The following is a 15,023-nucleotide window of genomic DNA, read 5'->3' as shown; positions in this document are numbered from 1 at the left end:
TGTTGAAAATGTAAAAATAGGATCAAGTAAGTCAAAAATATAATAAGGTAATATGAAAGAAAAACATTTTATAAGTGTTTACTCAGGAAAGGAATCCTTCTTAGAAGACCATAAAGTCAATCAAGAAAAAGTTTTTCCAGGAGCAGCCTATTTGGAACTGGCCAGAGAAGCCGGAACTAGGGTGTTAAAAAAAGAGGTTACTGAGATTACCGAAATTATATGGTTAAGACCTTTTTTTGTTTCTAAGAGAAGTAACGAATTACACACCAAAATTAGTTTCGATACGGAAAACGCCTTTTTCGAAATATTTACAAAAATAGAGGATGAGGAAATTACTCATTGCCGCGGAAGATTAAACACAACCACAATTCCTAAATCGGGAAATAAGAATGCTGAAAACATTAGAAAACGGTTGTCAAATTCTATAAACAGGGAAGAAAGTTATGATGTTTTTGGAGAACTAGGTCTTACATATGGTCCAAGTTTAAAAGGGATACATCATATCTATTATAATCACGATGAGGTACTTACTAGGATATCGGTTCCTAATACTGAAAACTGTTTCCTGTCTATTGGAGTATTAGACAGTGCATTTCAAAGTTCTATTGGATTCGAGCTTTCTGAAAATCATAAAAATATTCAAATGCCTTATAGTATTGAGAAGTTATCAATTTATGAGGCATTACCCGAATCAATATGGTGTCATATCAAAAAAAATCAATCCCGAGAGAACATAGCATCTTACGATATTTCACTTTTTGATGACCAATATGAGTTTGTGAGGATTAAAAAATTTGTACCACTTACATATAAAGCATCAATTGAAAGACAACCAATTAGTAATGATGCATTATCAAATCAGCCTACTATTAATAACATTTCATATACTCCAGTATGGAATTCTATTCCATCCGGTTACGGGAGTTTTTTAGAATCAGATTGTAAACTTCATGGTTTAATCAATCTAGAAAATGTAACTCCGAGTCACTTTTTAAATACTTTGAAAAAAAGTTTAGTAGGACTAGGAAAAGAAGTTAAAGAAATAGAAGGGCTAAGTGCTCTTAACGAAGAAGTTACAGATGTTTATTTGTTGAATGCTATCACAAACAAGTCTGATAAAGATATTTGTAATTGGCACGAAAGTCCAGAACGCGAGGCATTCAATGTTATAAAGTTTTTACTAAATAATTTTAAGGATAGAGAGTTAAGAATAACTGTATTTACATCAAATGTTCAAAAAGTTTTCCCAGGTGAATCCATGAATATTTTTGGTAGTGGATTACCAGGTTTGATAGGTTCATTATCCAAGGAAAATCCTCGTTGGAGATTACGTTTTCTTGATATTGATAATGCAAAGTTATCTTCTAAAGAGCTTGATAAAATACTTCGGTTTTCAAATTATAGGAATGGAGAAGTGACTGCGTATCGAAAAGGACACTTTTACCAGAAAATGTTATGTCCGTTAAAACTTTCGGAGGAACTTCCTGGTAAAATAAGAAAAAATGGAACTTATGTTATTCTCGGAGGAGCAGGAGGAATAGGAAAGGTTACAAGTGAATATCTTCTTAAAAATTACGATGCACAATTAATTTGGTTAGGAAGAAGTAAGATTGATGATAAAATTGAAAGTTGTCTAAAGACTATGGAAGAATTTGGATCAAAACCAATCTATATACAATGCGATGTTAACGAAAAATCTAATTTGCAAATTGCTTATGATCAAATTAAGGAGATCTGTAAAGGAGTAAATGGTTTAATTCATTCAGCGATTGTATTAAATGATAAGCTTCTTGTCAATATGAACGAGGACGACTTTACGAAAGCGTATCTTCCTAAATCTATAGGAACACATAATTTTATTGATGCTTTTAAGGACGAATCATTAGATTTTGTTTGTTTTTATTCTTCAGTGCAATCCTTTTGGAATGCTGCTGGTCAATCCAATTATTCCGCGGGATGTACATTCAAAGATTCATATGCAAACTATATCCGAAATACATATAATATACCTTCTTATACAATTAACTGGGGGTATTGGGGCGAGGTAGGAATTGTTCGTTCTAAAACGTATCAGGATCGAATGAAGCAATTAGGAATCGAAAGTGTTTCTGCAAATGAAGGAATGAAGATATTAGAGCTGGTGCTTTCTAATAACTTTGACCAAGTTGCTGCTGTAAAACTGGATGATAAAGGCAAATCTATGGTAGAAAATATCATGGATAAACAGGGATTGACTGAAATAGCTAGAACCACTTTTTTTACTAACGAATCACCTAAAGTAGAGGCTTTCCAGAGAAATGAAAGTATCGAAAAACTTTTCAGAGAAATATGTTTAAAAGGAGTACTACAAGTGTTACTCCAATTAGGTATTGATCGAAAGACACATAAAAATATTGAATTTAAAAACCTGAGAAGTTCTCTGGGGATTTTGGATTTATATGATCGTCTTTTTAATGAGTTAATTAGAGAAATCAAACTAGCAGGGTATGCCAGACTTATTGATGATAAATTAGTTTTGGATGAAGAGATAAAATTAGAATCCGAAAGGTTTTCATTGACAAAATCACTAAAAGACTTTGTAGTCGCAAACCCATCGTATAGTGCATATGCAAAATTGCTAAAAGCATGTTTAGAATCTTTTAATTCTATATGGACTGGTACAATCATTTCGACTGATGTACTTTTTCCAAGTGGAGATATTGATTTAGTAGGTGCGGTTTATAAGGACAATTATCAAGCTACCTATTTTAATGAGTTGTTAGCAGAAACTACTTTAAGATTGGTTAAAGAAAGTTTGGAACAAAATGGCACAGAGGATAAAGTTAGAATTTTAGAGATCGGAGCAGGTACAGGTGGAACGAGTCAATATATTTTTGAAAAACTTGAATATTATCTAGATCGTGTTGAATATTGTTATTCAGATATTTCCAAAAGTTTCTTAATACACGCAGAGGATACTTTTAAAAGTGATGTTCCACATCTGTCGACCGCTATTTTCGACATAGAAAGAAACCCAATAGAGCAAAATTTACCATCAGGATATTTTGACATTGTAATTGGAGCGAATGTTATACACGCCACTAAGAACATTAAGAATACACTTCATAATATAAAAAATGTAACAAAAAAAGGAGGAATATTACTACTAAATGAATTAGCTAGTACAGAATTGTTTAGCAGCATCACTTTTGGTCTTTTGGAAGGATGGTGGAGTTATGAAGATGAAGAGATTCGTTTAGAAGGTAGTCCTGGACTTTCTCCAGAAAACTGGATACACATCTTACAAGAAGTAGGTTACGAAATGCCAAAATCTTATCCTGAACAATATGGATTACCACAGCAAATAGTTTTGGCTAAAAGTGATGGTAAAGTTCTTTTGCCTTTAGTTTCTGCAAGTAAGACTCCAAGCCAACCGACAAGTGAAAATTTGGTCAGAAAAAATGATAAAACTAATGCTAATATCACTTCAGAAATAGTAACCTATTTAATTCAAATTTTTTCTAGGGTATTAAAATTAGAAGAGCATAAAATAAACCCAGATATCTCATTTGATACTTTGGGGATAGATTCAATTTTGATAGGCGAATTGACTAAAGAGTTTTCAAAGGACTTCTTATCCATTACAACTACAAATTTTTTCGAATATCAAAATATCAAAGAACTAAGTACATACTTTTTCAAAAATCATCTGGATCATTTCACAAAGAGTAATAATAGTTTAGAACCAAGTACAAGTATAGGTCAAGTAGTGGAAGAAGATAGGAATATGCTTCCTAATAAAATCATAGAACCTAAAGTCAGTTCTGATGAAACACAAAACTCTTTTGGCACCATTGAAGATATTGCGATTGTTGGTTTGAGCGGCCGATATCCCGAGGCGCGTAATATGAATGAGTTTTGGGAAAATTTAAAACTTGGTAAAGATAGTATTACCCTAATTCCAAAGGATCGATGGAATATCGACGATTTTTATAATGAGGAAGAAAATCAACATCATCACGTAACCAGTAAATATGGAGGTTTTATTGATGGGATTTCCGAGTTTGATCCACTTTTTTTTAATATATCTCCTAAAGAAGCAGAGTTAATGGACCCTCAGGAACGGTTGTTTTTGCAAACGGTTTGGGAAGCCATAGAAGATTCTGGTTATAAGGTTAATGATTTGTCTAAAAGATCTGTAAATGGTTTAATTACAGGGGTGTATGTTGGAGTGATGTACGAAGAATATCAATTATATGGAGCGGAGAGTACAGCAAACGGACAACCTTTATCACTTGGAGGAAGTCCAAGCAGTATTGCAAATAGAGTATCATATTTTTGCGATTTCAATGGTCCAAGTATGGCTGTTGATACAATGTGCTCTTCATCATTGACCGCAATTCACTTAGCTTGTAATGACCTCCTTAATGAGACTGCAGATGTCGCTATAGCAGGAGGTGTAAATATTAGTATACACCCTAATAAATATTTAATGTTAAGTCAAAGCTCGTTTTTGTCGAAAAGAGGCAAATGTGAGAGTTTTGGCAGTAAAGGAAGCGGTTTTATTCCTGGGGAGGGCGTAGGAGCAATTGTACTAAAAAAATTAAGTCAGGCCGAAAGGGATAATGATCAGATATATGGTGTGATTAAAGGAACAGCGCTTAATCACGGAGGAAAAACCCATGGATATACCGTACCTAATCCTAATGCACAGGCAGAAGTGATAAAAAGAGCAATTCAAAAATCAAAAATAAATGTTGAAGATTTTAGTTATATCGAAGCCCATGGTACAGGAACAAGTTTGGGAGACCCTATTGAAATTTCTGGCTTAATAAAAGCTTTTCAGTCAGATAAAAAACAATTCTGCAGTATAGGATCTATTAAATCAAACATTGGACATTGCGAATCCGCTGCGGGAATTGCAGGAGTTACAAAAGTGCTATTACAGTTAAAGTATAAAAGTTTGGTTCCATCTTTACATTCAGCCGAACTAAATCCTGAAATTGACTTTGAAAATAGTCCCTTTAAAGTGCAGCAAAAACTTCAAGAGTGGAAAACAACAAATAACAAACCTCGTTTAGCAGGAGTTAGCAGTTTTGGAGCCGGTGGAAGTAATGCTCATATCATTATTGAAGAATATAAGCAAGAAAAAGCACAAGCTAATTTCCATGCTACTCCGTTAATTATTTTGCTATCAGCTAAAAATCTTGATGGTTTAAAAAATCAAGTTGTTAACCTTAAGGAATACTTGCTGTCTAATAAAAATATAGATCTTCATAAAGTAGCATATACGCTACAAGAGGGTAGACAAGAGATGTTCGTTCGTTTAGCTTTAATCGTACAAGATAGGGAAGACCTATTGCATCAATTGTCATCTTGTATAGATAAAGGTATGGAAGGTAGATTGTTTGGAGATATTAGAAATAACAAATTGGATTTATTTCTAGCAGGAAACGCAGGAGAAGCATACCTAAAACAAGCAATTGCAGATAAAGAAATACGTTCTATTGCACAATTATGGGTACTTGGTGTTGTAATAGATTGGGGATTGTTATACGCAGACGGAAAACCTGATAAAATTAGTTTACCAACTTATCCTTTTGCTAAAAGTAAGTATTGGTATCCAAAATCGGATGCAAAAATCAACAATCTGGAAAAACCTATTGAGTATTTACATCCGTTGTTGCACACGAATAGTTCAAGTTTTAATGAGCAAAAGTTTACCAGTTTTTTTACAGGAAAAGAGGATTTCTTCCAAGATCACAAGGTTCATGGAGATAAAATATTATCCGGTGTAGCTTATATAGAACTTGCAAGAAAAGCTGCACAATTATCAATTGATAAAAAAGTAACAAGTATTAGGGATCTTACCTGGGTGAGCCCTATAAAGGTTGAAAAGATAGCTAAAGAAGTACAGATTAGTTTATGGGAAGATGGGGATGATATAGTTTTTGAGGTATATTCTGAAACTAAACAAGATAAGCACTATCATAGCCATGGAATTATTGGTACAGAAACGCCTACGGTAACAAACCTGATTGATATTAATGAATTAAAGAGCGGGTTAACTAATTCAAAAAGTGGGGCAGAATGTTATGATTTTTTCAATTCCATGGGATTGTATCATGGTCCAAGTTTTCAGGGAATTCAGAATTTATTTTACAATGAGGAAGAATCACTTTCCAAAATAAGCCTTGCAAAAAATACAGATTACCTGCTTACTCCTGGAGTATTAGATAGCGCATTACAGACTTGTGTTGGGTTCAGCTTTGCTTCAGGAAATACAGAGTTGTTTTTACCATTCAGCGTAAAAGAAATTACTATATACGATGAGTTACCAAAAGATATTTGGTGTCTGGTTAGAAAAGCCCAAAATCAAGAACCCGGCGTAAAAATGAATTGTTACAACATTTATTTACTAGATGAAAATGGACGAATGCTAATTTCTTTTAGTGATTTTGTAACATTACCAGTTTCCGGACTCAATAGTCAAGAAAAGTTTAAAACAAATGACAATCCACAGATTCAACTATATAATAACGCTTGGAAAACTTCAAAAATAGTAGAAACATCTATTGAACCAGATCTTGGTGAAGTCCAAGAAATGATAATTGTTTTAGGTGATTCTGAACAATTAATATATGAAAAACTTGAAGAAAATCTTTCTTTAGAAGTAAAGTGGATCAATGAATCAACTGAGGAACGTTGTTTTCTGGAAATTTTTGAATTACTAAAAGAAATAACCTTAAAGGATCGGAGAACAAATTTATTATTTGTGAGTAAAAATTCTAGTCATTTAAACTACGAATTTTTATCTGGTCTATTAAAATCTGTAACCCAAGAAAATCCTAAAATTAATTTTAAGACGATTGGTGTAGATAGTCAATCGTTTAAAAGTGTAGGTAGATTAGTAGAAATAATAATTCAGGAAAAAACTAATTCGGATGCTGAAGTTCGTTACTCAGGAATAGAACGAAAAGTTAAAGTTTTACATCCATTAGTTCCAGAACCTTCCAAAAATTCCTTATCCATCAAAGAAGGAGGTGTCTATATAATTACAGGCGGCACAGGAGGTTTGGGTAGGATTTTTTCCAGATATATTGATGGTTTCAAGGATACGAAGATTGTTTTAACAGGTAGAAGAAATTTGATTTCTAAAGAGGATACTACTATCAATGAATTTCAAAACGCCTCTTATCTCCAATGTGATGTTGCGAACAAAGAATCAGTCGAAACATTAATTAATGAGGTGAAGAAAAAATATGGTAGGATAGATGGGATCATACATAGCGCTGGGATCACTCGGGATAACTTAATAATCAATAAGACCCATAAAGAAATATCAGAAGTATTTGCTTCAAAAATAACCGGAACTAAAAATATAGACGAAGTTACGAAGAATGAAAAATTAGATTTTGTAGTCTTCTTTTCTTCGATAGCTGGGGTTTTTGGAAATATCGGACAATGCGATTATGCTTCTGCAAATGCGTATATGGATCACTATGCAAACTATAGAAATAAAGAGAAAGTAAAAGGCAACAGGTATGGTCATACAATCAGTATAAATTGGCCTGTTTGGGAAGAAGGAGGAATGAAGGTTACTATGGATAAAGAAGAATTAAGAAGTAGATGGGGTATCATTCCTCTTCCAGAAAAGGAAGGGATATTATCTTTTATCGAAGCTCTTAATACTGGTTTAGTCAATGTTACTGTGGTTTATGGAGTAAAATCAGAATTGGAACAGAAACTTATTAATAGTGAACAAACTGAGAAAATAAAGAAAAAGAATAGTGAACCAATATTAGGTTTAGATATCCAAAAGTTGAAACAATTGTTGACCCAAAAGATAAAGAGCTTAGTCTCTGAATTACTTAAACTGGATTCCGACATTATTAGAATTACTGATGAGTTTGGAAGTTATGGCTTCGATTCAGTCTCGTTAACGAAATTATCTAACCACTTAAATGGTTTCTACAATATTGATTTAACCCCAACTGTATTCTTTAATCATCCAACTATTGATAAGCTTTCAAATTTTTTATTGGAGGATTATCAAGACGAGATATTTGGTAAATATGAGGTTACTGCTCAAAAATTAAATGGAAGCGGCAAGATTACGGAAAATACAACAGGGGATATTAAGATTACAGGAAAAAAAGAAATTCCAAGGTATTCACATATGTCAAAACGAAAAGTAGTCCTAAATAATCAAGAAAATCTTAAAAATGATCCAGTAGCCATTATTGGTGTTAGTGGTCGTTTCCCAGGATCGTCTGATATAAATAGTTTTTGGAATAATTTAAAAGAAAACAAAGACATGATTTCTGAAATTCCATCGGATAGATGGGATTGGGAAAAGTATTATGGGAATCCTTTAAAAGAAAAGAACAAGACACGATCCAAGTGGGGTGGATTTATTAAGGATATTGATAAATTTGATCCCTTGTTTTTTGGTATTTCTCCTTTAGAGGCTGAATTAATGGATCCTCAACAGCGGATTACCCTAGAGACTGTATATGCCTCACTTGAAGATGCAGGAATTTCTTTAAGTACTATTAAAGGAAGCAACACTGGTGTTTTTATTGGTTGTTCAAGTTCAGATTATAATCTTCTTATAAATCAGCATGCCGGATTAATTAATCAAACGCTTTCTACCACAGGAAATTCGCATTCAGTTTTAGTAAATCGAATATCTTATCTTCTGGATATTCATGGTCCCAGTGAACCTATTGACACTGCCTGTTCAAGTTCTTTAATTGCTATACATAGAGCGGTAGAAAACATTAGGTCCGGTAACTGTGAAATGGCGTTTGCCGGTGGTGTCAATGCACTACTTTCTCCTGTACAGACGTTGTCCTTCAGTCAAGCAGGTGTGTTAAGTGAAGATGGTAGATGTAAAACTTTCGATCAAAATGCTAACGGTTATGTAAGAGGTGAAGGCGTTGGTGTTGTACTATTAAAAAAACTAAGTAAAGCAGAGGCAGATGGAGATCATATTTATGGTGTAATTAGAGGTACTGCAGAAAATCATGGAGGTAGAGCTAATAGTATGACCTCACCGAATCCAAATGCTCAAAAAGATCTATTAGTAAAAGCATATGAAGATGCCAATATTGACCCGCGACATATAAGTTATATTGAAGCACATGGTACAGGAACTCCATTAGGAGATCCCATAGAAACAGAAGGGCTAAAATTGGCCTTTAAAAAACTGTATAAGCAACGAAACTTAGAGCAGCCTAGTCAACCTTTTTGTGCACTTGGTAGTGTAAAAACAAATATAGGTCATCTAGAGGCAGCAGCTGGTATAGCAGGTGTGATAAAAGTATTGTTATCCATGAAGCACAATACAATTCCAGGGAATCCAAATCTAAAGAAACCTAATGAATACCTGCAGCTTTCTAAGTCTCCATTTTATTTAGTAAAGGAAAGCAAAGATTGGATTACAGATAATAATGTTCCTAAGATTGCAGGAATTAGCAGTTTTGGAGCAGGTGGTAGTAATGCGCATATAGTTATCGAAGAGTATATAGCTAATAAAAATCATGAAAACACTAAAGTATCTCCTTCAATTATAATATTATCTGCAAAAAATAAATCAAGATTAGAGAAAAGAATCACAGACCTATTAGGTTATTTAGAAGATCATTCAGAAACGAATCTTAAACAATTAGCGTATACGTTGCAATTAGGCAGGGAGCCCATGGAACATAGAGTAGCTTGTATAGCATCTACTATAGAAGACTTAATACAACAATTACGTAGATATAGTATCGATAGTGAGCAGGATTTCTCATATGGTCGGGTAAAGAAGCAAAAAAAGGATGGATTTTCAGAAGGAGAATCGGAAACAAAGTATATTGATTATCTGATTGAAAATAAAGATAATGAGTCGCTTGCACAATTATGGCTCAAAGGAGAAGAGATTGACTGGTCCTTACTTTATACAGATTTCCGTCCCAATAAAATAAGTCTGCCAACTTATCCGTTTGATCGAGTTACCTGTTGGATTCCGCAAAATGAAAATGTAATTTCCGAATTTAAAGGTCAAAATAAATTACATCCCTTAGTACATCAAAATACTTCTAGCTTAGGAAAACTAAAATTTACAAGTGTATTTTCAGGAATAGAATCTTTTCTTAAAGATCACAAAGTAAAAGGAACTAAAATTTTACCAGGAGTAGCATATATAGAACTTGCCCAAAAGGCAGGTGAGCTATCTTTAAATAAGAAAATTACAGGAGTTAAAGATATAACCTGGATAAGCCCTTTTAGTACTTTAGAAAGCCCTAAAGAAATAAATATTCAAATCTATGAGGAAAAAGAAAATATATGTTTTGAGATATTTTCTGGACCCGAAAATAATAAGACAGTACATACCAAAGGAAAGCTACTAACCCTATCCAAAGAATCGAATGTAAAAAAGGATATCAATGCCATAAAATTGAATCTTTCAAATAAAAAAACTAAGAATGAATGTTATATAAAATTCAAAGAGTTAGGCATAGACTATGGCAGCACTTTTCAGGGGATTGAAGAGCTACATTATAATGAAGACGAAGCTTTGTCCAAAATAGTACTTCCTGTAATGGATGGCTATAGGTTATCACCCGGGATATTAGATAGTGCGCTACAAACCTGTGGAGGATTTAGTTTTATCCAAAGTGAGAACAAATTAGAACTACCTTTTAGTGCACAAGAAATTACCTTTTATCAGGAATTATCAGACATAACCTGGTGTCACCTAAAAAAGAACACCACGGTTAATAAAAAGGTAAATAGTTATAACATTGATCTTCTAAATAATAATGGAGAACTCGTTCTAAGTTTCAAAAACTTCACTACGCTACCTATTGATCGAAATGTTGAACCAAATAATGTGTCGAAGAAAGAAAATGCGTCTATACAGTTGTACCAATCTATTTGGAAAAAAACACTAATCAGTCATAAGAAAACTGATCAGAATGATGATGCTACTTCAACGGCTTTGATCCTAGTTTTAAATGGAGCAGCAGCTACAGCGGATTATCTTAAAAAAACAATGGAAATAGAAGTTATAGCTTTAAATGAAGACTCAGAACAGGAATATGTATCCAAAATCATTAAAATAATACAGCCTTTATTAAAATCAAAAAGATTATCTGATCTCACATTACTTTATGATAATACAGAATATGCTGAATTTGGATTTATAGCGGGACTGCTAAAGACACTTCAACAAGAAAAACCTGGTCTAAAAAGTAGGTTAATTGGTGTAAATGAACTCTCAATTACTAACATAAAATCAATCTCATCAATAATAGAGTACGAAATTGGACAATCTGATATAGAAGTACAATATATATCGGAAGAAAGACAGGTGAAATCCTTTATGCCAATCGAACTGCATGACTCTAAATCTGTTGTTTTCAAGGAAGATGGTGTGTATTTGGTAACAGGTGGAATGGGAGGTTTAGGAAAACTTATTGCAAATCATATTAGTAAGATCAAAACTGCTAAAGTTATTGTTGTCGGTCGAAGTCTACCTGATCAGGAAGTACTTAGCACATTATCCGCTTCAGGTAACGTAAAATATTTTCAATGTGATGTAGCACAAAAGAACGAGGTAATCTCGCTCATGAAAAAAATAAAAAGTGCATATAATCATTTAGATGGTATTATACATTGTGCAGGTGTTATCAGAGATAGTCTAATCGAGAATAAGACTGAAAACGAAGTGCTAGATGTGTTGTCTCCTAAAACAACAGGTGTAAAAAACTTGGATGAGGTTACCAAGGATCAGCCTCTTGATTTCTTTGCACTTTTCTCATCTGTTACTGCTATTATCGGAAATGTAGGTCAGGCAGATTATAGTGCTGCCAATGCGTATTTGGATTGTTTTGCAGATGAACGAAATTGTAAAGTCCATGAAGGTAAAAGAATAGGAAAAACCGTTAGTATAAACTGGCCATTATGGGCAGATGGAGGAATTAAAATGGATCCAATCTCCAAAAAATTCTTGAAAAATAAATGGGGCATGGAACCGCTACCCGCAGAATTAGGAATTAATTTATTTGAGTCGATTCTAAAGACCTCTTTAACTCAAGTAATACCAACTTTTGGAGATAAATATAAAATTGAGAAGGTGCTTCTGAGTAAAAAAAATACAGAAGCAGATGTTAAGCCATCCAATAGTACTGGATTTACGGTTTCTGATATAAAAAAGATAGTAGTCGAGATTTGCTCCGAACTATTAAAAATAAATCTAAAGGATATAGAAACCGAAGTTGAGTTTTCTGAGTATGGTGTGGATTCAATAATGATGATCAAAGTACTGGATGCGCTAGAATCAAAATTTAAAATAGCTATCGAGCCTACTGCGATTGTAAGTTACCCTACTATAGATTTGATATCGGAGTATCTAATTTCTGAAATTCAAGAATCTACGGCTAAAGACATATTAACTGAAGCATTTCCGGAAACCAATTTAAACGGCAATCAAGAAGAATCGCCAGAAACGATTTATGTAGAAGAAGAGAATCACGGTGCTCCAAAACAAGTAGCAATAATTGGAATGTCATGTAAATTACCTGGATCCGATAGCCTTGAGGAATTTTGGGAGCATTTAAAATCAGGAAAAGACTTGATTACGGATACACCCGATACAAGGTGGGACCCTTCTTTATATTATGCAAAGGAAGATAGGTTGGATAAAACGTATACAACCAAAGGAGGTTTCATCAATGACCCTGGTATTTTTGATGCAGAGTATTTCGGAATTAGCGATAAAGAAGCTATTTCAATGGATCCACAGCACAGAATTGCTTTACTGCTGGCAAGGGATTTATTTGCACAGGCAGGGTATAAAAAAGAAGAGGTTTATGACACGAAGACTGGGGTTTATATTGGTGCTAAGGATAATAATTACGTAAGAAATAACTATCACCTTCTTCCCGAAGGAGCCCATCAGCATACTGTAGTAAACAATATCAGTAATATGATTGCTGCCAGACTTTCAGACTTTTATAACCTCAAGGGAAAAAGTCAGGTGATTGATACTGCTTGTTCTAGTTCTCTTGTAGCAATTCATCAAGCTTGTGAAGATATATTGAATAACAAAGTGAACTTAGCAATAGCAGGTGGTGTTTCAATTATGGTTGATGCATTTGGACATATTGCTTTTAGTCAGGCTAAAGTCCTTTCCAGAGAAGGAAAAAGTTTTGTTTTTGATGAACGAGCATCAGGCTTTGTACTTGGTGAGGGAGGAGCTTTAATCTTGTTGAAAGATTATGAATCTGCCAAAAATGATGGTGATCAAATATTAGGAATCATAAAAGGGTCCTCGGTAAACAATGACGGTCAAACCATGGGATTAACTGTGCCAAATAAAGAAGGACAAAAAGATGTAATTAAAGATGCATTGCAAAAGTCTTCTATTTCTCCTGATGAAATAACTTATTATGAAGCTCATGGTACTGGAACGTTGTTAGGAGATCCTATAGAAATAAAAGCAGCAACAGAAATATATAATGAAGAAACTGCAAAAACACAGTATTGTGCATTGGGATCAGTAAAAAGTAATCTAGGCCATAATATGACCGCAGCGGGTGTCACAGGACTAATTAAAATTCTGCTACAAATGAAGTATAAACAATTAGTTCCTACGTTACATTGCGAAAATCCACATCCAAGATTTAAGTTTGAAACCTCACCCTTCTATCCAAATACATCCGTAAAAGATTGGAATCATGATCAGAAAATAGCAGCAATATCTAGTTTTGGTTTTGGAGGTACAAATTGTCACATGATTATTGAAGCTCCTTCTTCAGAAATAATATCAAAACGAAAAACACTAAAAACAGAATGGCTTTCCAGAAATTACTATTGGCTTGGAGATGAAATTATTAAAGAAAAAGTTGAAGAAAGTACAAATAAACAAATAATTGGAGAGCAATATTCTTACGGAGAGCCTTATCTAAGAGATCATAAGGTAAATGGAGATAGAGTAATCCTTGGAGTAACGTACCTATCTTTAATTCTAGATAAACTTCGCGAAAATGATAAGCAAATAATTAGCCTGGGAAGCCTATTGTTTAAAGATCCGGTAATACTGTATCCCGATGAGAAAACCATGGTTAGTGTTCATCTCAAGAACAACTTAATAGACGTCTTTAGTGAAAAATCTAAAACCAATCAGTTAAAAGTAGCTGAAGGAAAAATTATTGAAACGATCCCATCAAGAATAAAAGAAAATCTGATTGATGAAATTAATGAAGTCATTAACAATGCAAAAGAAATCATCGAAAAAGATAGCTTTTATGAAGAAGAAAATAAAAAATCGATTTATCAGGGAGATAGCCTAAAGGTAATCGATAAAATTTATGTTTCTGATAAGGGGTCCGTTGGAAAATTAAGACTTCCTGTAGGCGATGACAGTCATACCTATTCTTTGGTTCATCCTGCACTAATAAATGGTGCTTTAGTTAGTTGTTTAACATCTATTTCTGGTGAAACTCCATTTGTTCCATTAATGATTAAAAGTGTAAACATGTTCCATAAGGTGCATAAAGAATGTATATGCTATGGAACAATTGTAAAGAGTAACAGAGAAGTAATCGAGGTAGATATCGATATATGCTCAAGTCAGGGAGAGGTTCTCCTCGAAATAAGAGGTTTTGTATGTAAACGCATACCAAAAGTAAAGAAAACTATAGAGAACACTAAAGATGAGTCGATATCAACTAAATCAGAGATAAATGGTGAAAATTCTGCAGAAAACTTTATAAGAAATCTTCTTCAAAAAGTGGTAACAAAAGATATGAGTAAGGTTTCTTCTAAAAAGAATTTTATGGATATGGGGATAGACTCATCAGAACTGATTCAGTTGGTAAAAGTTATGGAGGATTCATTAGAAATAGAGTTATATCCAACTTTGTTTTTTGAATATCAAAACATTGCTGAATTGGCAGGCTATCTATCAGAACATAGTCAGGTTGATACCATGAATTAAATCTTTATGTAAGTGAAGAAACCAATGAAAAAGTAAAAAAGTTGATGTAATTCTT

The 15,023-nt window shown here is 33.5% G+C and carries 1 protein-coding gene; it reads left to right on the top strand.

Annotation, left to right across the window (positions count from 1 at the left end; translation table 11 throughout):
- Window positions 1-52: 52 nt before the first annotated feature.
- Entirely contained in the window at window positions 53-14,968 is a 14,916-nt protein-coding gene (locus Q1A73_RS18100; RefSeq protein WP_299608351.1) for an SDR family NAD(P)-dependent oxidoreductase, read from the top strand.
- The last annotated feature ends 55 nt before the right edge of the window (window positions 14,969-15,023 follow it).

This window comes from uncultured Aquimarina sp., assembly GCF_947492115.1.
In the GTDB taxonomy this organism is placed as follows: Bacteria; Bacteroidota; Bacteroidia; order Flavobacteriales; family Flavobacteriaceae; genus Aquimarina.
Note: the sequence above shows the minus strand (reverse complement) of the source record. Positions and strands in the feature narration are given on the sequence as shown.

Coding starts and splice junctions, on each gene's coding strand:
- Q1A73_RS18100 (WP_299608351.1), top strand. CDS start 53: ATGAAAGAAAAACATTTTATAAGTGTTTACTCAGGAAAGGAATCCTTC.